Source organism: Duganella caerulea (genome assembly GCF_040362985.1).
GTDB classification, from domain to species: domain Bacteria; phylum Pseudomonadota; class Gammaproteobacteria; order Burkholderiales; family Burkholderiaceae_D; genus Rugamonas; species Rugamonas vulcania.
Genome location: NZ_BPWJ01000003.1, coordinates 468567 through 490544 on the forward strand (window position 1 = coordinate 468567; position 21978 = coordinate 490544).

The window sequence follows — 21978 nt, forward strand, 5'->3', positions numbered from 1 at the left end:
CAAGCATGGCGATCGGTCTCATCATCATCGGCGACGAAATCCTGTCCGGCAGGCGCGTCGACCAGCATTTCCCCAAAGTCGTGCAGATGCTGGCGGCGCGCGGCCTGCAGCTGAACTGGGCCGAGATCCTGGCCGACGATCCCGAGCGCATCACCGCCACGCTCAAGCGCACCTTCGCCAGCGACGACATCGTGTTCTGCTGCGGCGGCATCGGCGCCACGCCGGACGACCACACGCGCCTGGCCGCGGCCAACGCGCTGGGCCTGCCGCTGGTGATGCACGAGCAGGGCAAGATCAACATCCAGCAGCGCATCCTGCAAATGGGCAAGGACGCCGGCCAGGAGGTCGACCTGAACTCGGAAGAAAACCTGCACCGCCTGAAAATGGCCGAGTTCGCGCAGGGCGCGGCGCTGATTCCTAATCCATACAACAACGTTGCCGGCTTCGCGCTGCACAAGCATTACTTTGTGCCGGGCTTCCCGGTGATGGCCTGGCCGATGATCGAGTGGGTGCTGGACAACCACTACGCCGACCTGTTCAACCGCGAGCCTCGGCTGGAGCAGTCCGTGCTGGTGTACGAGGCGGCCGAATCGGCGCTGACGCCGCTGATGGTGGCGATCGAGGCGCAGTTCCCGCGCGTGAAGGTGTTCAGCCTGCCGAGCGTGGGCGACGCCAACACGCGCCGGCATATCGAGCTGGGCGTCAAAGGCGAAGCGGCCCAGACGGCTACAGCGTTTCTGCATTTATGCGCGGAGCTCAAGAAGTTGAATGTAGAGTTCAGCAACACTTAGTATCACACTGCTATCGGATGGGTTCGGACGGCGTTCTTTCCTCGGAGAGAGCGCCGTTGTTTTTTTGCGAAAAACAAACAGCGCAGTCAAATTATTCTGCCTTCGCGCCGGTTGATGCGCCGCCGATGTGGTGCAATGGAAGCTAGCAAGTCCGAGTAAGTTCTACTGAAACAGCTGACCGGTTTGAATCATATGTTAAGCAATCGTCGTTTCCGCCGGCCCCGTCTTGTTGTTCGCGCAGTGCGCAAATTGCGCGCAGGCGCCGCAGCGTTTGGCTATCGCCGTCCACGGCACTTGCGTGTCGTGCCAGCCCCAACTCCCGAGCAGACCGAGGCGCATCTGGCCCAGGCCCAGATGGACGCGCCGCCGCCCACCGCACCGCCGAAGAGCAAGCGCTCGCGCAACGCCTTCCTGCTGGTGTTGCTGGTCGGCCTGTCGTTCGCGGTGTACTGGGGCATCCAGGAAACCCGCACCTCCAGCATGCAGGCGCGCATCTTCACCGACCTGGTCGGCAAGATGACCTACAAGATGGAACCGGGCCCGAGCAAATCGATCCGCTTCCCGAAAGACAGCCCATATGACGAGCGGCTCGGCTACGCCGGCCTGCCGGACTACCTGGGCAAGCTGAGCGCGCGCGACTACCAGGTCAGCGCGCAGGTGCGCATCTCGCCCAAGATGGCCGAGCTGGCCGACATGGGCGTGTTCGCCACCTACCGCGAAAAGACCAAGACCGGCCTGACGATCTACGACTGCCGCGCGCAGCCACTGTTCGCGGCCAGCTATCCGGAGCGGGTCTACAACAAGTTCGAGCAGGCGCCGATGGCGCTGGTCAACAGCCTGCTGTTCATTGAAAACCGCGAGCTGCTCGACACCAAATATCCGACCCGCAATCCGGCCGTCGAATGGGACCGGCTGGGCAAGGCGGTGATTGAGAAGAGCGTCAGCTCGGTCGCCGGCGGCCACCGCGCGGCGGGCGGCAGCACGCTGGCCACGCAGATCGAAAAATACCGCCATTCGCCGGAAGGCCGCACCGGCTCGATGAAGGACAAGCTGCAGCAGATGGTCTCGGCCAGCCTGCGCTCCTACCAGGACGGGCCGGACACCACCAAGGCGCGCCGCCGCATCGTGATCGACTACCTGAACACGGTGCCGCTGTCGGCCAAGCCCGGCTACGGCGAAGTGAACGGCATCGGCGACGGCATGTGGGTGTGGTACGGCCGCAGCTTCGCCGACTTCAACCGCCTGCTCGGTGGCAAGCTCGACAATCCCGACGCGGAAACCGCGCTGACCTACAAGGAAGCGCTGAGCCTGATGATCGCGCAGCGCCGCCCCAGCTACTACCTGGGCAACGGCGCGGCCGACCTGGAAGTGCTGGCCAACAGCCACCTGCGCATCCTGGCGCAGGACGGCATCATCACGCCGGCCATGCGCGACCTGGCCTTGCAGCAGAAGCTGCATCCGGCCACCGGAAACGGCGTGGAGTCGGCGCCGGCGATGACCTTCGTCTCGCGCAAGGCGTCGAACGCGATCCGCAACCACCTGGCCAACCTGCTGGGCGACAACCGCATGTACAACCTGGACCGCCTCGACCTGAGCGTGGTCAGCACGCTGGACGCGCAGGCGCAGACCGCCGTCACGCAGGTGCTGCGCGACCTGCGCGATCCCGAGAAGGCCAAGGCCGCCGGACTGACCGGCAAGGGCATGCTGGGCAATGGCGATCCGGCCAACGTGGTGTACAGCTTCACCTTGCTGGAGAAGGGCGAGCAGAACAACCTGCTGCGCCTGCAGACCGACAACTTCGACCAGCCGCTGGACATCAACGAAGGCGCCAAGCTGGACCTGGGCTCGACCGCCAAGCTGCGCACGCTGGTGACCTATCTCGACATCGTCGACCAGCTGCACAAGAAGTTCGGCGGCATGGACGCGGCCGCGCTGGGCAAGGTGACGGTCGATCCGCAGGATAAATTGTCGCAATGGGCGCTGGAGTATTTCAAGGCGCTGCCGCTGGATAAGGGCGGACGCGAGCTGACGCCGATGCTGAACGCGGCCATGGAGCGCAAGTATTCCGGCAATCCGGGCGAGGGCTTCTTCACCGGCGGCGGCCTGCACCACTTCGGCAACTTCTCCAAGGAAGACAACGGCAAGATCCTGACCGTGACCGAGGCGCTGCGCCATTCCACCAACCTGGTGTTCGTGCGCCTGATGCGCGACGTCGCCAAGTACTACATGTTCCAGACGCCGGGTTCGTCGGCCTCGCTGCTGGCCGACTCGGACGACCCGCGCCGCGCGCAATACCTGGCGCGCTTCGCCGACAAGGAAGGCAAGGAATTCCTGGCGCGCTTCTACCTGAAGTACAAGGGCAAGCCGGAGTCCGAGCTGGACAAGATCCTGCTGGCCAACATCCGCAGCACGCCGGTGCGGTTGGCGGTGATCCACCGCACCGTGTATCCGCTGGCCAGCCAGCAGCAGTTCGCCGCCTTCCTGAAGGAGAACCTGCCGTCGCAGAACGAAGTGCCGGAAGAGCGTGTGGCCAAGCTGTACGACCAGTACGCGATCGACAAATGGTCGCTGGCCGACCGCGGCTACCTGGCCAGCGTGCACCCGCTGGAGCTGTGGATGGCGGCGTACATGCGCCTGCATCCGGGTGCGACGCTGTCGCAGATGACGGCCGCCAGCGAGAAGGAACGGCAGGAAGTCTACCAGTGGCTGTTCAAGACCCACCACAAGCACGCGCAGGACAAGCGCATCGCCGGGCTGATCGAGGTGGAAGGCTTCATGGAAATCCACAAGCAGTGGAAGAAGATGGGTTATCCGTTTGAATCGCTGGTGCCGTCGTATGCGACCACGCTGGGCGCGTCGGCCGACCGTCCGGCCGCGCTGGCGGAGCTGATGGGGATTATCGTCAACGGCGGCGTGCGCAAGACCAGCCAACGTATCAGTTCGCTGCACTTCGCCGCAGGCACGCCGTACGAGACCGTGGTGACCAAGGCCAAACCCACCACCAACGAACAGGTCATATCGCCGGAAGTGGCGCGCGTGGTGGCCGACGCGATACGCGGCGTGGTGTCGGACGGCACGGCCAAGCGGGCGCGCATGGCCTTCGTCGGCTCGGACGGCAAGGTGATTCCGGTCGGCGGCAAGACCGGCACCGGCGACCAGCGCTTCGACGTGTACGGCGGCGGCGGACGGCTGATCGAATCGCGCTACGTGAACCGTTCGGCGACCTTCGTGTTCAACATTGGCGAGCGCTTCTTCGGCTCAATGACGGCCTACGTGCACGGGCCGGACTCGAAGCACTACGACTTCACCAGCGCGCTGCCGGTGCAGCTGCTGGTGGTGCTGGCGCCCAGCCTGATGCCGCTGATCGAACCGCATCCAATCGCCAAGCCGGGGGCTGTGCCGCCGGCGATCGTCAAAACCGGCGGCAACGCCACCGCATCCACAACGCCGCCCCTGCAAGCTTGCGGCGGCTAAACATTGGGGTCAAGTCTGACATTCGGACACGAGCTCTAGCTTAGGCGCGTCCTACGGCTGAGCACGTGTCCGAATGTCAGACTTGACCCCACGTTGATTTGTGGGCAATGTATCAGCCCATGAAACCGATACGCCACCACATGTCCAAAATCCTCAAGTTCACGCAGTTTTCGTTGCGGGACTTGTTTGTCGCCGCCGCTCCTTCCATCGCCCTGATCGCCGGCGTTTGCGCGCTGGCCTACTGGCTGGTCGATCCGCAACCGCCGCGCACGGTGCGTCTGGCGACCGGCCAGGAAAACAGCGCCTATTCGGAATTCGGCAAGAAGTACGCGGCCGCGCTGGCCAAGCACGGCGTGAAGGTGACGCTGGTGCCGTCCGCCGGCTCCGGCGAGAACCTCAGGCGCCTGAAGGCCGGCGAGGTCGATATCGCCTTCGTCCAGAGCGGCTCCACCAACGAGGAGGCGGCCGAGCGCGAGGGCCTGACCTCGCTGGGCAGCCTGTTTGTCGAGCCGCTGTGGCTGTTCCTGCGCGAGACCAAGGGCAAGCCGCCCATCACCCAGCTGACCCAGCTGCGCGGCTTGAAGATCAACTACGGCCCCAAGGGCGCCGGCGCGCCGCGCCTGTTCCGCCAGGTGCTGGAGCTCAACGGCGTCGAGAAGGGTGAAGTCGAGCGCTTCTCGCTGGCCAACACGCCGGCCACGGTGGAACTGCTGGAGGGCCGCATCGACGGCCTGGTGTTCACCTCGGCGCCGGAAGCGCCGCTGATCCAGATGCTGCTGCAAACGCCCGGCATCAAGCTGTTCAATTTCAATCAGGCGGAGGCCTACGCGCGCAAGCTGCCCTTCCTGTCGCATGTGGTGCTGCCGCAGGGGATTGTCGACTTGGGCCGCAATATCCCGGCCGAGGACTACAACCTGATCGCCCCTACCGCCACGCTGGTGGCGCGCGACGACTTGCATCCGGCGCTGGTGGACCTGTTCGTGCAGGCGGCCAGCAGCATCCACGGCGGCGCGGGATGGTTCTCGCAGCAGGGCCAGTTCCCGTCGGCCAAGTACACCGAGATTCCGGTCGATGCCGAGGCGGCCAAGTACTACAAGAGCGGGCCGCCGCTGCTGCAGCGCTACATGACGTTCTGGCTTGCCAATTTCCTCGACCGCATGTGGGTGGTGGTGGTGGCGCTGGGTGCGCTGATCCTGCCGCTGTCCAAGGTGGTGCCGCCGCTGTATGTGTGGCGCATCCGTTCGCGCGTGTACCGCTGGTACGGCCAGCTGCGCGCGGTGGAGCAGGCGGTGGAGGAGGCGCCGGAGGATATCCGCATGCAGGTCTATGAGCGCCAGCTGGTGCGCCTGAACGAGATCGAGGACCTGGTCAACCAGGTATCGATCCCGCTGTCGTTCGCGGATGGCTTGTACGGCTTGCGCAGCCACATCCAGTTCGTGCGCAAGCGTATCCAGTTCCTGATGGGCGAGTCGGCGCCCGCTCCGGACGAGGCCGCGGCGGTGTAGAACCTAGGCGCCGATCCAGGGCAGGTCGGCCTTGCACCAGCCGTTGATGTTCTTGCGGTGGCCGCGTTCGTCCTTCTCGCCCTCGAAGCCTTCGAGGATGTCGTAGCAGTGCTGGTAGCCGTGCTCGGTGGCCAGCTTGGCGGCGCTGCGCGAGCGCACGCCCGAGCGGCACAGGAACAGGATCACCTGGTCCTTGCGCGCCACCGAGTTCAGCTGCTCGATGAATTCATGATTGGCGATCCCGCCCGGATACAGGCTCCACTGCACCGCACCATGTTGGGCCTCCGGGATGGCCACCCGGCCGACCCAATCGCGCTCCGCATGGGTGCGTACATCGACCAGCTTGACCGCGTTGTCGGCGCTGACCAATTCATACGCTTCCTGCGGCGTGACGGCGCCGGCATAGGGCCAGTCTTTGCTGCGGCTGCGCGCCAGCGCAAGAATATCGTCTATTTTGCTCATGTCATGTTCCAGAAATAAGTTTGAGTTTATTATAGGCCTCCTGCGTACGCACCACACGCAGGCGCACCAAGACCGTGCAATTTTCGGGAAATTTCCCGAAATGCACAGATACGGTGCGAAATCTTGAATATGCACTGAGTTGGTGCGGTATTGAACTGCCTCAAATAGCATCACTTGGGCTCTCCCGTGAATTTTAGATTCATTTGGCGGCGAGTTCAAAGACGCTACCGACACAAGCCCCGGAACTTTGGGCTGGCACGGATACTGCTTACCAAGAGCGCACGAGCCCCACATTCCTTTAGGAGATACGCATGGCAATGACAGCCGCAGAAGTTCTGAAAATGGTCCAGGAAAACGAAGTCAAATTCGTTGATTTCCGTTTCGCCGACACCCGTGGTAAAGAACAGCACGTCACCGTGCCTGTGTCGCACTTCGACATCGACAAGTTCGAATCGGGCCACGCCTTCGACGGTTCCTCGATCGCCGGCTGGAAAGGCATCGAAGCTTCGGACATGATTCTGCTGCCAGATCCAAACACCGCGAACATCGACCCGTTCATGGAAGAGACCACCCTGTTCATGCAGTGCGACGTGATCGAACCGTCGGACGGCAAGGGTTACGACCGCGATCCACGCTCCATCGCCAAGCGCGCTGAAGCCTACCTGAAATCGTCCGGCATGGGCGACACCGCCTACTTCGGCCCAGAGCCAGAGTTCTTCATCTTCGACAGCGTGCGCTGGAAGATCGACATGTCCGGCTGCTTCGTCAAGATCGATTCCGACGAAGCCTCGTGGTCGACCGACAAGGAAATCGAAGGCGGCAACAGCGGCCATCGTCCGACCGTCAAGGGCGGCTACTTCCCAGTGCCACCAGTGGACAGCTTCCAGGACATGCGTTCGGAAATGTGCCTGATCCTCGAATCGCTGGGCATCCCGGTCGAAGTGCACCACCACGAAGTGGCCGGCGCCGGCCAGAACGAAATCGGCACCAAGTTCTCGACCCTGGTCGAGCGCGCCGACTGGACCCAGAACCTGAAATACGTGGTCTGGAACGTGGCCCACAGCTATGGCAAGACCGCCACCTTCATGCCTAAGCCTATCGTTGGCGACAACGGTTCCGGCATGCACGTGCACCAGTCGATCTGGAAAGACGGCGTCAACCTGTTCGCCGGCGACGGCTATGCCGGCCTGTCGGAAACCGCGCTGTTCTACATCGGCGGCATCATCAAGCACGCCAAGGCGCTGAACGCGATCACCAACCCAGGCACCAACTCGTACAAGCGTCTGGTTCCAGGCTTCGAAGCACCGGTCAAACTGGCGTACTCGGCCCGTAACCGTTCGGCTTCGATCCGTATTCCGCACGTGGCCAATCCAAAAGGCCGCCGTATCGAAACCCGCTTCCCGGATCCACTGGCCAACGTGTACCTGTGCTTCGCCGCGCTGCTGATGGCCGGCCTGGACGGTATCGCCAACAAGATCCACCCAGGCGAGGCAGCATCGAAAGATCTGTACCACCTGCCGCCGGAAGAAGACGCGCTGATCCCGACCGTGTGCTCGTCGCTGGAAGAGGCACTGGACGCACTGAACAAAGACCGCGAGTTCCTGACCCGTGGCGGCGTGTTCAGCGATTCCATGATCGACGCTTACATCGAACTGAAAATGCAGGACGTCCAGCGCATGCGCATGACGACTCACCCTGCCGAGTTCGACATGTACTACTCGCTGTAATAGCAACGCATCGGCCACGCCGGTGCCTGTAGCGCAGCAAAAAACGCGGGGCGAGCATGGCTTTCCCCGCGTTTTTCTTTGGATGTTGTATATTCGGGATGGATAGTTTCACCCACGGATTTCGAATGACAACTAGCTTGAAACGATGTGTGTCGATGGCGTCGCTGGCGCTGCTGGGCTGCATTGCGATGCAGGCCCAGGCGCAGATCTACAAATGCGTATCGCCCAGCGGCAGCATCGAGTACACCGACGTCAACCGCGGCAGCCATTGCAAGTCCATGGATTTGCCGGGCGCCGTGATTCCGGCGCCGCCGCGCCGCCAGGGCACGCCTGCGCGCAGCAATGTGCCGGCGCCGGTCAGCACGCCGGGCGATTTTCCGCGCGTCGACAGCGCCGAGCAGCGCGCGCGCGACGCCGACCGCCGCGGCATCCTTGAGGACGAGCTGAAGAGCGAGACGCAAAAGCTGGCCGAGCTGCGCAAGGAGTTCAACAACGGCGAGCCGGAACGGCGTGGCGATGAGCGCAACTACGCCAAATACCTGGACCGGGTGGCCGGCATGCGCGACAGCATCAGCCGCTCGGAAAAAAATATCGAAGCATTGAAACGTGAGATCGCGAACATCCGATGACGAGTCTACATAACGCCGGCAAGCACCGCCCGGCCGCCCTGGCGGGCCTGGAGCTGCTGGCTTCGGCCGTGGTGCTGCTGGACGCCGAGGGTCGCTTCGTCTACGCCAACGCGGCCGCCGAGAATCTGCTGGAGAGCTCGCTCAAGGCCCTGTCGCGGCAGACGCTGAGCGCGCAGTTCCTCAACCCCAGCGAGCTCGACAACATCTGCACGCAGGCGCGCGAGCACAAGTTCTCCGACCTGCGCCAGGACCTGACGCTGGAGCGCGCCGGCCGCGATCCACTGCACGTGCACAGCATCGTCTCGGCGCTGGACGATCCGGCCGGCCACGTGCTGATCGAGCTGCGCGAGCACCTGCAGCACCTCAAGCTGGACCGCGAGGAGCGCATCCTCGACCAGAGCCAGGTCAACAAGGAGCTGATCCGCAACCTGGCGCACGAGATCAAGAACCCGCTGGGCGGCATCCGTGGCGCCGCACAACTGCTGGAGATGGAACTGCCGGCGCTGCACGCCGGCCAGCTGCGCGAGTACACCCAGGTCATCATCAAGGAGGCGGACCGGCTGCAGACCCTGGTCGACCGTCTGCTGGCGCCGCACCGCCGGCCGCACATCGTCGGCGACGTCAACATCCACGAGGTGCTGGAGCGCGTGCGCAGCCTGATGCTGGCCGAGTTCCCGTCCGGCCTGACCATCCTGCGCGACTACGACGCCTCGATTCCCGAGTTCCGGGGCGACAAGGAGCAGCTGATCCAGACCGTGCTCAACATCGCGCACAACGCCGCCCAGGCGCTGGCGGCGCGCATCGAGGCGGGCGATGCGGAGATCGTTTTCAAGACGCGCGTGGCCCGCCAGGTCACGCTGGCCAAGGTCCGCTACGGGCTGGCATTAGACTTGCATATCATCGACAATGGACCGGGTATCGCACCCCAGATCCGCGACCGGATTTTCTACCCGTTGGTATCGGGCAGGGAGGGCGGCAGCGGCTTGGGCTTGACCCTCGCGCAAACCTTCGTGCAGCAGCACATGGGCGTGATCGAGTGCGAGAGCCGGCCTGGATACACGGACTTCCGTATCCTGCTGCCGTTGCCATAAGCCCAGGCAAGCAGGGGCGGATGCCGAGTCCCTTGATTGACGATCCATATTGCGGGATACATACAACACATGAAGCCAATCTGGATAGTAGACGACGACGAATCGATCCGCTGGGTACTGGAAAAAGCGCTGGCGCGGGAAAACCTCGCCACCAAGAGTTTTGCCAACGCGCGCGACGCCATCGCCGCGCTGGAGTTCGAGACGCCGCAGGTGCTGGTGTCCGACATCCGCATGCCGGGCGACTCCGGCCTCGACCTGCTGCAGCTGGTGAAGTCGCGCTTCCCCGGCCTGCCGGTCATCATCATCACCGCCTTCTCCGACCTGGACTCCGCCGTCGCGGCCTTCCAGGGCGGCGCCTTTGAATACCTGGCCAAGCCGTTCGACATCGACAAGGCCGTCGAGCTGATCCGCCGCGCGCTGGACGAGAGCCTGCGCGAGACCAGCGTCGAATCGGGCCCGTCCGAGACGCCCGAGATCCTCGGCCAGGCGCCGGCGATGCAGGAAGTATTCCGCGCCATCGGCCGCCTGTCGCAATCGAACGTGACGGTGCTGATCACCGGCGAATCGGGCTCGGGCAAGGAGCTGGTGGCGCGCGCGCTGCACAAGCACAGCCCGCGCGCGTCGCAGCCCTTCATCGCGTTGAACACCGCGGCGATCCCGAAGGACTTGCTGGAATCCGAACTGTTCGGCCACGAGCGCGGCGCCTTTACCGGCGCGCAGACCACGCGGCGCGGCCGCTTCGAACAGGCCGAGAACGGCACGCTGTTCCTCGACGAGATCGGCGACATGCCGTTTGATTTGCAGACGCGCTTGCTGCGCGTGCTGTCGGACGGCCACTTCTACCGCGTCGGCGGGCACCAGCCCCTGAAGGCCAACGTGCGCGTGATCACCGCGACCCACCAGAACCTGGAGCAGCGCGTGCGCGAAGGCTTGTTCCGCGAGGACTTGTACCACCGCCTGAACGTGATCCGTTTGCGCCTGCCCAGTTTGAGGGAGCGGCGCGAGGACATCCCTATTTTGGTGCGCCACTTCCTGGTGCAGAGCGCCAAGCAGCTGGGGGTGGAAGCCAAGCGCATGAGCGACTCCACGCTGCAGTTCCTCAGCGGCCTGGACTTGCCGGGCAACGTGCGCCAGCTGGAAAACCTGTGCAACTGGATCACGGTGATGGCGCCGGGCCAGACGGTGGAGGTGAAGGACCTGCCGCTGGAGCTGACCCAGGAGCAGGGCCACGCGCCGGCGCCGTCCGAAAGCTACGCGCCGATCCAGCATCACGGCACGGTGATGTCGGTTCCGGTGGCCGAGGCCGTCAGCACGCAGCCGGCGGCCGGCGCGCCGGACGCCTGGCTGGGATTGCTGGAGGCGCAGGCCGCCACCATGCTCAGCGGCGGCCAGCAGGAAGTGATGGCGGTGCTGGGCCGGCAGTTCGAATCGGCGCTGATCCGCACCGCGCTCAAGCACACGCACGGCCGCAAGAACGACGCGGCGGTGCGGCTGGGCATAGGCCGCAACACCATCACCCGCAAGATCGCCGAACTCGGCATCGATGGCGCCAAGGACGATTGATCCCGGCGCCGCCTTCAAACGGCGCCCGCGCGCCGGTTTGAGGTAAGCTCTTGGCTGACGAAGCCAGGAGCTTTTTTTTAATGGAAACAGTATGCTGATTAATTGTGTGGCCTATCAGGACGGCCAGAAGCTGGCGGACATTCCCGTCGAGGAGATCAGCGAGTACATCGAGAAACCGGAGACCTTTGTCTGGGTGGCGCTGCGCGACGCCCAGCCGGACGAGCTGGCGATCATGCAGCAGGAGTTCGGCCTGCACGAACTGGCCGTGGAGGATGCGCGGCGCGGCCACCAGCGTCCCAAGATCGAGGAATATGGCGATTCGCTGTTCGTGGTGGTCAAGACCATCGAGTGCCGCGACGGCGACGTCGCCATCGGCGAGGTCGACATGTTTGTCGGCGACAGCTACGTGCTGTCCTCGCGTGACGGCCACAGCCAGCAAGGCTTCCTTGGCGTGCGGGCGCGCGCGGAAAAGGAGCCGCACATGCTGCGGCTCGGCCCGGCCTTCGTGCTGTACGCGCTGATGGACGCTGTGGTGGACCGCTACTTCCCGGTGCTGGACATGCTGGAGACCGAGCTGGAGAAAATCGAGGAGCTGATCTTCAGCCAGGGCAAGCAGCGCGACAACATCCAGCGCCTGTATGAGCTCAAGCGCAAGGTGACCATCGTTCGCCATGTGGTGTCGCCGCTGATGGAGGCGGTGGGGCGGCTGCACGGCGGCCGCGTGCCGGCCATGTGCCAGGACACGCAGGAATACTTCCGCGATGTGCACGACCACCTGCACCGCATCAGCGCCTCGCTCGACACGATACGCGACACCATCGCCACGGCGATCCAGGTCAACCTGTCGATGGTGGCGATCGAGGAGAGCGAAGTGAACAAGCGGCTGGCGGCGTGGGCGGCGATCTTCGCGATCTGCACCGCGTTTGCCGGCGTGTGGGGCATGAACTTCAAGGTCATGCCGGAGCTGGAGTGGAAGTACGGCTATCCGTTCGCGCTGTCGGTGATGGTGGGCGTGTGCCTGTACCTGCACCGGCGCTTCAAGAAGGCCGGTTGGTTGTAGACGAAAAACAGACGAAAAAAAAGCCCGCGCGGCCTGGGTCGCGCGGGCTTTCTGTTTTACGTGTTACCGATTACTTGAACTTGTAGCCAGCGGTCACGTAGACGAAGCGGCCACGTGGATCGTACTGGTTGATGTCGTAGCCGGACTGGAACTGATTGGTCACCGCGGTGCCGATCGTGTCAGGCTGCTTGTCGAACAGGTTCTTCACACCAATCGCCAGGGTCAGGTTCTTGATGCCGCGGTAGGTCACGTTGGCATCGTAGATGGCTTCCGACGAGATGAACACCTTGTTGTTGTTCAGGTCGTGGCCAACTTGGTAGCCGCTGCGATAGTTCTGCACCAGGGTGGTCGACCATGGGCCCTTGGTCCAGGTGCCGGCCAGCTGGTGCTTCCAACGCAGGATCACGCCGCCGTTTTGCGCGCCGATCACCGGAGTGCCGTCCTTATCGTTGTCAACGATGGTGCCGACCTTGTGCGAGATTACGCCGCTCGGGCTGGTCTGGTCGAAGGTATCCATGTAGGTACCGTTCAGGTTGGCTTCCAGCTTACCGAAGCTGAAGTTATCCTTCCAGTTGGCCGACAGGTCCAGACCTTGCACATTGGCGTTGCCGGTGTTGGCCAGGATCTGGTGGATGGTGTCGATATCGTTGCCTTTCAGCGTCACCAGATTGGCGTAGGCCGGGTCGCCTGCGCGGAAGCGCGATACCACTTCCTGCGCCGAAGGCGTGACCAGGATGTCGCGGATGTTGATGTTGAAGAAGTCGACACCGATGCTGGTGGTCGATACCGGCTGCCAGACGACGCCGAACGAGTATTGCTTCGACTTCTCAGGCTTCAGCTTGGAATCGCCACCGGTCCACGAATTCACTTGCAGGCCGGTTTGCTGGGTCGCTGGATCGGTGAACTGCTCGGAGGTGCCCAGCGTCTGCGGCTGCCACAGATCGATCAGCGACGGTGCGCGGAAGCCGGTGCCGTAGGAGCCACGCAGCACCACGGTCTTCACTGGCTGCCAGCGGAAGCTGCCTTTCCAGTTGGCCGAATTGCCGACGTCGTCGTAGTGGTCGTCGCGCGCGCCGAGGTTGACTTCCAGTTCCTTGGTCAGCGGGACGTTCAATTCGCCGAACGCCGAGTTCACGGTGCGGCTGCGGTCAACCGGACGGACGGAACCGCCCAGGCCGGAGATGTCGCCCGACTGGTAGGCATCGCTTGGATTGGTGGTGTAGTTTTCTTTACGCGACTGGGCGCCCACCGCGTATTGCGGGGTGATGCCGGCGATGGTCCAGAAGTCGCCGCTGATCTTGGCGTCGAACGAGTTGCTGGTCGATTTGGCGGCCAGGAAGTCGCCGCTGAACGCCACGGTTTTCAGCTGATCGGCCAGGGCGCCGGTCTGCACGCCGCCCGCGGCCCATGGGTTCCAGTTGCTGTTGTTGATGATCTTGGCGTAGCCCACCTGCGAGAAGTAGCCGGTGGTCACAGCGCTGTTCAGCTTGGACTCGTTGTGGGTCAGCGCCACTTCGTAGTCGACCGAACCGATGGTGCCCTTGGCGCCGACGACCATGCGTGCCTGCTTGGCGGTGTCGACGTTCTGGCGCGGACCGAAGTCGAACACGCGCGAGGTGATCGCCAGCGGCTTGCCGATCAGCGAGGTGTAGCCCTGGCTTTGCAGGTAGGGCACGGCGATCGACTGGTAAGCCGGGTTGCTTGGGAAGAGCAGCAGTGCCGGGTCCACGCCCTGCTTGTCGAACTCGCCGTCGGTCTCAAAGAAGCTGGCGCGTGCCGGCGAAGCCTGGTAGGTCTGGGTGACCTTGCTCTGCGAGTACAGCACGTCGGCGAACAGCTGGTGCTTGTCGTTCAGCTGATAGGTCAGGTTGCCGGTGAAGTTGAACAGTTCGCGATCAGGCGTCAGGCCGACGTCCGGGCCGCTGTCGTAGTAGCAGTATGGCGAACCCTTGGCGCCGTCTGGCAGCGTGCCCATCTTGATGGTGCCGCACTGGTTGCCGATGGCCAGCGGGTTGCCGTAGCCGGAACCGCCGTTGCTGAAGCCGGCATCCTTGCCTTTGCGTGGCGTGAACGAACCCTGAATGTTGCCCAGGCCGGTCGCGGTGCCGTTGTAGTAAGGCAGCTTGGTCGACGTGGCCGCGTAGTCGCGGTCGCGGCCGAACAGGGCCTTCTCTTTTTCGTAGGAGCCCGAAACAACCAGGTTCAGCTTGTCGGTGTTGTAGCCGCCGGTGATCGACGCCTTGCCGTTCTGGCCGCCGCCGCTTTGCGATGGGGAGCCGTAGCCGCCGGTGATTTCCACGCCGTCGGTCTGCTTGGCCAGGATGAAGTTGACCACGCCGGCCACCGCATCGCTGCCGTACACGCCGGACGCGCCATCCTTCAGCACTTCGACGCGCTCGATGGCGGCCAGCGGGATGACGTTGACGTTGACGGAGGCGCCGTCGCTGCCGGCGAACGCGGCAAGGCGGCGGCCGTTGACCAGCACCAGGGTGCGGGTCGAGCCCAGGCCGCGCAGCGAGATCGACGACAGGCCGCCGGTCGAGGTGCCGGCGCCGGTGGCGTTGCTGGTGCCGCCGGCCGACGAGAACGCCGAGATCGACTGCAGCAGCTCTTCGGTGCTGGTGGCGCCGGTGCGGGCGATGTCCGCCTTGGTTACGATTTGAACCGGCAGCGACGTTTCAGCGTCTACACGCTTAATCGACGAGCCGGTGATTTCCACGCGTTGTATGACAGGGGTGTCCTGTGCAAATACTGGCTGGGCCAGCAGACCTGCACCGATCAGTGCAGCGCTGCCCGAAAACATCAGGCGCAGTGAACGCGAAATTACAGTTTCCATCATCATTGCTTTGAACTCCTAGCGAGGTTACGGCTTAACACTTTGTTATTTAAGTTCCCACAATGGATAATCCATCAGTAAATTATCCAAGGCGGCCATGAGACCACCTGAGTCCGCCGAGGTCAATTCACCAACTGTAACAACGGTGAAATAAACAACACATTTCTCGGTAATTTCAAAAAATAGCGATTTTTTTACACAAAAATACAAAGTATTTGGTCGTTTATGGCCAATTGGTGCTAGGAGATCGTCAAATATGCAACCATGTTCATATGGTCAGGATTGCAAGATCTGAGGACGGATTGCGGGCCTTGATCAAGGCGTGGAGAGGGGCGCCGGCCGCCGCGCTGTCTTGCCGCGGCCGGTCAGGGGGAGGGATCAGGGCTGCTGGTCGGCGGCCATGGACAAGGCGACCGCCTCGGCCACCTTGATGCCGTCGACGCCGGCCGACAGGATGCCGCCGGCATAGCCTGCACCTTCGCCGGCCGGGAACAGGCCGCGCGTGTTCAGGCTTTGCAGTGTGTCGTCGCGGCGCTTGATGCGGATCGGCGACGAGGTGCGCGTCTCCAGCCCGGTCAGCACGGCGTCGTGCTTGAAGTAGCCCTTGACCTGCTTGTCGAACGCCGGGAAGGCTTCGCGCAGCGCCGTCACGGCGAACTCCGGCAGGATGGTGGCCAGGTCGGTCAGGTGCACGCCCGGCTTGTACGACGGCACCACGCTGCCGAACGCGGTCGAGGCGCGGCCGGCGACGAAATCGCCCATTAGCTGGCCCGGCGCGTTGTAGGTGCCGCCGCCCAGCTCGAAGGCCTTTTCCTCCAGCCGGCGCTGGAACTCGATGCCGGCCAGCGGATGGCCGGGGTAGTCGACTTCCGGCGAAATGCTGACCACGATGGCGCTGTTGGCGTTGCGCTCGTTGCGCGAGTACTGGCTCATGCCGTTGGTCACCACGCGGCCCGGTTCGGACGCGGCCGCCACCACCGTGCCGCCGGGGCACATACAGAAGCTGTACACGGCGCGGCCGTTGGAGGCATGGTGCACCAGCTTGTAGTCGGCCGCGCCAAGGATGGGGTGGCCGGCGTTGGGGCCGAAACGGCAGGCGTCGATCAGCGACTGCGGGTGCTCGACGCGGAAGCCGATCGAGAACGGCTTGGCCTCGATGTAGACGCCGCGCTGGTGCAGCATCTCGAAGGTGTCGCGCGCGCTGTGGCCGATCGCCAGCACCACGTGGTTGGTGACGATCTTCTCGCCGCTCTCCAGCGTCAGGCCGCGCACCTGGCCGCCGTCCGCGCCCTGCTCGATGTCGATGTCGACCACCTTGCTCTCGAAGCGGTATTCGCCGCCCATCTGCTCGATGTTGGCGCGCATCTGCTCGACCATCTTCACCAGGCGGAAGGTGCCGATGTGCGGCTTGCTGACGTAAATGATTTCCTCCGGCGCGCCGGCCTTGACGAACTCGGTGAGCACCTTGCGGCCGTAGTGCTTGGGGTCCTTGATCTGGCTGTACAGCTTGCCATCCGAGAAGGTGCCGGCGCCGCCTTCGCCGAACTGCACGTTCGACTCGGGGTTGAGCTCGCGCTTGCGCCAGAAGCCGAAGGTGTCGACGGTGCGTTCGCGCACCTGCTTGCCGCGTTCGAGGATGATGGGACGCAGGCCCATCTGGGCCAGGATCAGCGCCGCGAACAGGCCGCACGGGCCGGTGCCGATCACCACCGGGCGCGGATTCTGGTCGTGGCCGGCGAGCTGCTCGCCGTGGGCGACGAACTTGTATGAGGTGTCCGGCGACGGCATCAGGTGGGTGTCGTGGTGCAGGCGCTTGAGCACTTCCGCCTCGTCTTTGACGTCGACGTCGAGCGAGTAGATCAGCACGATCGCGGTTTTCTTGCGGGCGTCGTAGCTGCGCTTGAAGACGGTGAAGCCGAGCAGGGCGTCGGCGGCGATGCCCAGGCGGGCCAGGATGGCGGCCGGCAGCTCGGCCTCGGTGTGGTTGAGGGGGAGTTTTACTTCATTGAGTCGCAACATGGCAGATCGTTCCGAAAAATTACCGGGCCCCGTAGTTAGCGGGGAGGAAGGCGGGGGCGGCCCGCAAGCCGCTATTTTACCGTATGCCTCCACGCATAAAAAAGCCGCCGGCGTCAGATCGCGGAACGTAAATATATTCAAGGCATTAAATCCAGGATGTGAAAACGGCATGAAAAGCGATGTAAAAAAACCACATCCATTTTTCAGGCCTTAAAACATATCCGTAATTCAATTAGTTTATTCAAAGCATGGCCGATATTCTTTGTGCCGCCGGCATCAATGTCATTTTATGGACGGCAATATGGCCCGGCCGGTGCCGTGCCTAATCCATGCCGCCCCAGCTTGCGCTCAGTATCGCGAGCGCGGCCAGGCCGGCGGTTTCGGTGCGCAGGATGCGCGGCCCCATCGCCAGCGGCAGCGCGCCGCGGGCGATCGCCAGCTGTTCTTCCTCCTCGTTCAAGCCACCCTCGGGGCCGACCACCAGCGTCACCGGCTGCGCTGGCTGGTGGCGCGCCCAGTAGGCTAGCGACTGTTCGGCGCGCGGCGTCAGGATGATACGCTTGTGCAAGTCCTGCTGGCCGATCCACTGTTTGTAATGCTGCAGCGGCGCCAGCCGGCCCAGCCGGTTGCGTCCGCTCTGCTCGGACGCCGACACCACGATGCTTTGCCAGTGCTCCATTTTTTTCTCCGCGCGCTCGGCCGACAGGCGCACCACGCAGCGCTGCGTCGCCAGTGGCTGGATGCCCGACACACCGAGCTCGATGGCTTTTTCGATGATCCAGTCCATTTTGCTGGCCTCGGGCAGTGCCTGCGCCAGGGTGACGGCAAACGGCAGCTCGACCTCGCGTACGTGGTGGGCGTTGACCTCGGCCGTGACACTGCGCCGCGCGATCTGGCTCAGGGTGGCGCTGTATTCGCCGCCGGCGCCGTCAAACAGCGTGATGCGTTCGCCCTGGGCCAGGCGTAGCACCTGGATATGATGGGCCACGGCGTCGGGCAGGGTGAGGATCTGGCCGACGGCCAGCGGGGAGGGGGCGTAGAAACGGGGCATGCGGGGATCCGGTCAGGTTGTCGTCGGCAATTTTAATCGTTGCCTGGACCGGGCGGGGAATTGCCGCTGTTTTGGCGACTGAAAGTCACCTGGATGGGGCTTGTGACGCGGGAAGGATCAACCTTGTTGGCGCCGGGCTGTCGCTACCGCGCCACACTAGCGCCGCAGGAAAATCGCCGGATTGCCCGGCTGACGAAAATTTCGTCATTCGCGGAATTTAACAATTTTGTATCGAAAAAATAACGAATATCAATATAAAATTTTCAAGATCTGCAATCCGAAAAGGGAACGTGCGTCTGTATCATAAAGTATTGTTGGAATAATGGATATTGATTTATACCGTTTGATACAGATTTTTTGCGATCACGTTGTTTTCTTGTGTAAGGGAAAGTTGCGTTGTTGACAGCTTTGCCATACGCATGTTTTTATAAGAGAAGGGCTGAGTTATACAGCCCTGATTTTGATAAATAAGTCTCCACGAGAGACGGGCTTCATTGCCTACAGAGGCAAAATTTTTTTATTTATAATTGGGAAAAACCATGCTCAGGAAAACAGTTTTAGTCAACGCGCTGTCGATCGCGTTCGGAACAGCGGCAATGACCGTTGCCGTGATGCAGCCGGCAATGGCGCAGTCGAACGCCAGCGGTACCGTCTACGGTCGCGTTGCTCCAGGCACCGCGACCACTGTCGTGCTGAAAAATCTGGACACCAACCAGACGCGTACCACCGCGGTCGACGCCAGCGGCGGGTTCAGCGTCTCCTCCATGCCGATCGGCCGCTACAGCGTTACGCTGATGAACGGCGGTGCGGCGGGTTCGACCACCAGCCTTGAAGTGCTGGCGGGCCAGGGTGTCGAGGCCGTGTTCAGCTCCGGCGTGCAGTCGGTGCAAGTGACCGGCCGCCGCAGCCGCATCGACATCTCCAGCGCCAACAACGGCGCCACCTTCACCGCGCGCGAACTGGACAAGCTGCCGATCGCCCGCAACGTCGACGCCATCGTGCAACTGGCGCCCAACACCACCCACGGTGATCCGACCTATGCTGCAGGCTCCAGCCTGGGCGGCGGCGGCGCGTCGGAAAACGCGTACTACATCAACGGTTTCCCTGTCACCAATCCGCTGACCCAACTGGGCGGCTTTGAACTGCCGTTCGGCGCGATCGCCCAGGCGCAGGTGCTGACCGGCGGCTACGGCGCCGAATTCGGCCGTTCGGTCGGCGGTGTGGTCAACATCACCACCAAATCCGGTACCAACACCTGGGAAGTCGGCGGCATGGTCTCGACCACGCCGAAAGACACCCGCGCCCGCTACAAGGACATGTACTACGCCAATACCGGCAAGTTCCCGTACACGCCGGCTACCGCGACCACTCCGGCCAAGGGCACCGACGGTTCGCTGCGCATCCGCCGCGAAGACAACGACCGCGAACAGAACCAGTATTCCGCCTATGTCGGCGGCCCGCTGATCAAGGACAAGTTGTTCGCCTTCGTCGCCCTGGAGCAGACCGAAGACAAGGTATCGGGCGTCTATAACGGCCGCACGGCGCTGACCAACGCCTCCAACGGCTGGCGCGACTACCAGACCAACACCAAGCGTTACTACATGAAGTTGGACTGGAACATCAGCGAGAATCACCGTCTCGAGTACACCGGCCTCGGCGATCTGCCGCAGACCAACACCCAGTACCGTTCGTACGACTACGCGACCCGCGCCATCGGCAGCCAAGTCAATTCCTCGACCCACGAAGAATACGGCCCGTTCAACCCGAACGGCGGCCAGGCCAACATCCTGCGCTACATTGGCAACATCACCGATGACCTGACCATCAACGCGCTGTACGGCAAATCGCGCGCCAGCCACGTCTATACGCCGGCCGGCTACGATCCAGCGCTGGCGCAGGTCACCGCCTCGCCTGAGAACCAGGCCCCGGGCCTGAACTACTCCGGAGGCCAGCCGTTCAGCACCAACCAGCCATTCAACGGCTCCAAGGACAACGTCATCTCGAAACGTCTGGACCTCGAATACAAGCTGGGCGACCACAAGCTGCGCGCCGGTCTGGACAACAACTCGATGTCCTCGCTCAACGCCGGTGACGCGCTGGCGGGCGGCTCGCTGTGGACCTACCTCAAGACCGATCCGAGCAAGCCGACCACCGTCGCCGGCGGCACGGTGCCGGTGCTGGCTGGCCGCGGCCCGCTGGCGTCGCAGGGCTACTATGTGTCGAAGACCTTGTCGTCGACCATCTCCAACGCCTACGCCGGCCAGGACGCGCAGTACCTGGAAGACCAGTGGCAAGTGACCAAGAAGATTCTGGTCACCGGCGGTATCCGTCGCGAGGGCTTCTACAACGCCAACCAGGACGGCACCAAGTACATTGAGATGAAGAACCAGATCGCGCCGCGCCTGTCGGCCGTCTGGGACGTCAACGGTGACTCGTCGTTCAAGGTCTTCGGTAGCGCCGGCCGCTACACGCTGCAGATGCCAACCCTGATCGCGCTGCGTGGCGCCAACGGTTCGCTCAACACCAACGAGTACTTCACCTACACCGGCACCGACGCGCACGGCGCGCCGACCGGCCTGACCCCCGTGACCGGCGTGCTGTCGGCCAACAATGAATTCGGCCAGGCCAAGGATCCGAAGACCGTTGCCGCGCTGGACATGAAACCGTCGTTCCAGGACGAGATCACGCTGGGCTTCGAAAAAGCCTACAGCCCTGACCTGAACTTCGGTGTCAAAGGTACTTACCGCACCCTGAAATCGACCATCGACGACTTCTGCGATGGCCGCGTGTTCACCAAGTACGCCAAAGACCACAACATCGACACGTCGAACTATGAAGGTTTCAGCTGCGCCTCGTTCAATCCGGGCGAAGCCAATGACTTCCTGGTCGACTATGCCGGGACCAAAAGCAACTACACCCGCGTCCACCTGACCCAGTCCGACCTGGGCTTCGACAAGGCCAAGCGTAAGTACGCCGCGCTGGACTTCTTTGCCGAGCACCCATACCGGAACGGTTGGTACGGCAAGGTGAACTACACCCTGAGCCGCAGCACCGGCAACACGGAAGGCCAGACCCTGTCGGACACCACGACCGGCCAGGGCGACGTCGCGGCGACCCAGACCTGGGATTACGCCCAGCTGATGAAGTACGCGGACGGCCTGCTGCCTAACGATCGCAAACACCAGATCAAGGGCTACGGCTTCTACGACGTGACGCCACAGCTGACCGTCGGCGGTTTCGTGACCATCGCCTCGGGTCGCCCACGCTCGTGCTCGGGTACCAACCCGACCACGCTGAACGACACCGGCTACAACTACCAGTCGGCTTCGCACTACTGCTTCGGCGCCACCGGCGACCTGAACACGCCATCGCCACGCGGTACCCTGGGTCGTCTGCCATGGGAAAAAACCCTGGACCTGAACGCGTCGTACAAGCCGGTCGCCCTGCCTGGCCTGACGCTGAAAGTTGACGTCTACAACGTCTTCAACGATCAGTCGGTCCAGAAAGTTGTCGAGCGTTACAACACCAACCTGGCCCGCTACGCTCTGTACGAATCGGTACTGAACATGAGCGCGCCACGTTCGATGAAGTTCAGCGCGGAATTCAACAAGAAGTTCTAAGCGCGTCACACGCCGGCCCCGGCCGGCTGCTGACCAAGGGGTGGCGTTCCGTCAAGGGGCGCCACCCTTTTTGGTTTGCCGGGCGCTGCTCTGGTAAAATACGCAGCTCAGAAAGTAGCGCGCCTACTGCCAACGAATTCAAACTCCGTG

At 63.0% G+C, this 21978-nt stretch carries 14 protein-coding genes; 10 read left to right on the forward strand and 4 right to left on the reverse strand.

From position 1 onward, the window contains the following. Positions 1–5 precede the first annotated feature (5 nt). The 3 genes from ACUJB0_RS11400 (at position 6) to ACUJB0_RS11410 (ending at position 5770) form a co-directional block, all read left to right on the forward strand. On the forward strand, positions 6–791 hold the full coding sequence (locus tag ACUJB0_RS11400; RefSeq protein ID WP_444845324.1) for a competence/damage-inducible protein A: 786 nt from the start codon (positions 6–8) through the stop codon (positions 789–791). Between the two features lie 354 nt (positions 792–1145). After that, the gene (locus ACUJB0_RS11405; protein ID WP_444845561.1) at positions 1146–4265 is read left to right on the forward strand and encodes a transglycosylase domain-containing protein; all 3120 of its coding nucleotides are present in this window, start codon (positions 1146–1148) and stop codon (positions 4263–4265) included. Between the two features lie 140 nt (positions 4266–4405). After that, positions 4406–5770 (forward strand): TAXI family TRAP transporter solute-binding subunit, encoded by a 1365-nt coding sequence (locus ACUJB0_RS11410; RefSeq protein WP_444845325.1) that lies wholly within the window; start codon positions 4406–4408, stop codon positions 5768–5770. A gap of 3 nt (positions 5771–5773) precedes the next feature. Here ACUJB0_RS11410 and ACUJB0_RS11415 read toward each other — a convergent pair whose 3' ends face one another. After that, a complete protein-coding gene (locus ACUJB0_RS11415; protein WP_444845326.1) occupies positions 5774–6232 on the reverse strand; it encodes a rhodanese-like domain-containing protein in 459 nt (152 codons plus the stop codon). 311 nt (positions 6233–6543) lie between these two features. On the opposite strand from ACUJB0_RS11415, the gene glnA reads away from it, so the two are divergent. The 5 genes from glnA to corA all read left to right on the forward strand — a co-directional run bounded on the left by glnA (position 6544) and on the right by corA (position 12302). After that, on the forward strand, positions 6544–7959 hold the full coding sequence (gene glnA / locus ACUJB0_RS11420) for a type I glutamate--ammonia ligase (RefSeq protein ID WP_117013179.1): 1416 nt from the start codon (positions 6544–6546) through the stop codon (positions 7957–7959). Positions 7960–8084: 125 nt separating this feature from the next. Continuing rightward, positions 8085–8588: a DUF4124 domain-containing protein gene (locus tag ACUJB0_RS11425; protein ID WP_444845327.1), complete on the forward strand. Its 504-nt coding sequence runs from the start codon at positions 8085–8087 to the stop codon at positions 8586–8588. Beyond that, positions 8585–9679 (forward strand): nitrogen regulation protein NR(II), encoded by a 1095-nt coding sequence (gene glnL, locus ACUJB0_RS11430; RefSeq protein WP_444845328.1) that lies wholly within the window; start codon positions 8585–8587, stop codon positions 9677–9679. The genes ACUJB0_RS11425 and glnL overlap by 4 nt, the downstream gene beginning before the upstream one ends. A 69-nt stretch (positions 9680–9748) precedes the next feature. Continuing rightward, positions 9749–11242 carry a nitrogen regulation protein NR(I) gene (ntrC, locus tag ACUJB0_RS11435; RefSeq protein ID WP_444845329.1) on the forward strand — a complete coding sequence of 498 codons (1494 nt, stop codon included), beginning with the start codon at positions 9749–9751 and terminating at the stop codon, positions 11240–11242. Positions 11243–11333: 91 nt separating this feature from the next. After that, positions 11334–12302, forward strand: coding sequence for a magnesium/cobalt transporter CorA (corA, locus tag ACUJB0_RS11440; RefSeq protein ID WP_161085213.1), 969 nt, complete (start codon positions 11334–11336; stop codon positions 12300–12302). Between the two features lie 70 nt (positions 12303–12372). Here corA and ACUJB0_RS11445 read toward each other — a convergent pair whose 3' ends face one another. Together ACUJB0_RS11445 and ACUJB0_RS11450 are read right to left on the reverse strand one after the other, a co-directional pair. After that, positions 12373–15138 carry a TonB-dependent receptor gene (locus ACUJB0_RS11445; RefSeq protein WP_444845330.1) on the reverse strand — a complete coding sequence of 922 codons (2766 nt, stop codon included), beginning with the start codon at positions 15136–15138 and terminating at the stop codon, positions 12373–12375. 378 nt (positions 15139–15516) lie between these two features. Beyond that, complete coding sequence (locus ACUJB0_RS11450; RefSeq protein ID WP_444845331.1) at positions 15517–17157, reverse strand: NAD(P)/FAD-dependent oxidoreductase; 1641 nt, start codon at positions 17155–17157, stop codon at positions 15517–15519. Between ACUJB0_RS11450 and ACUJB0_RS11455 the strand changes: the two genes are divergently transcribed. Further along, positions 17156–17371 (forward strand): hypothetical protein, encoded by a 216-nt coding sequence (locus ACUJB0_RS11455; protein ID WP_444845332.1) that lies wholly within the window; start codon positions 17156–17158, stop codon positions 17369–17371. The two genes, ACUJB0_RS11450 and ACUJB0_RS11455, sit on opposite strands and share 2 nt — an antisense overlap. 108 nt (positions 17372–17479) lie before the next feature. Here ACUJB0_RS11455 and ACUJB0_RS11460 read toward each other — a convergent pair whose 3' ends face one another. Continuing rightward, positions 17480–18208 carry a 16S rRNA (uracil(1498)-N(3))-methyltransferase gene (locus tag ACUJB0_RS11460; RefSeq protein ID WP_444845333.1) on the reverse strand — a complete coding sequence of 243 codons (729 nt, stop codon included), beginning with the start codon at positions 18206–18208 and terminating at the stop codon, positions 17480–17482. A 596-nt stretch (positions 18209–18804) separates the two neighbouring features. On the opposite strand from ACUJB0_RS11460, the gene ACUJB0_RS11465 reads away from it, so the two are divergent. Further along, positions 18805–21828, forward strand: a complete 3024-nt coding sequence (locus tag ACUJB0_RS11465) for a TonB-dependent receptor (RefSeq protein ID WP_444845334.1) — start codon at positions 18805–18807, stop codon at positions 21826–21828. Positions 21829–21978: the final 150 nt, after the last annotated feature.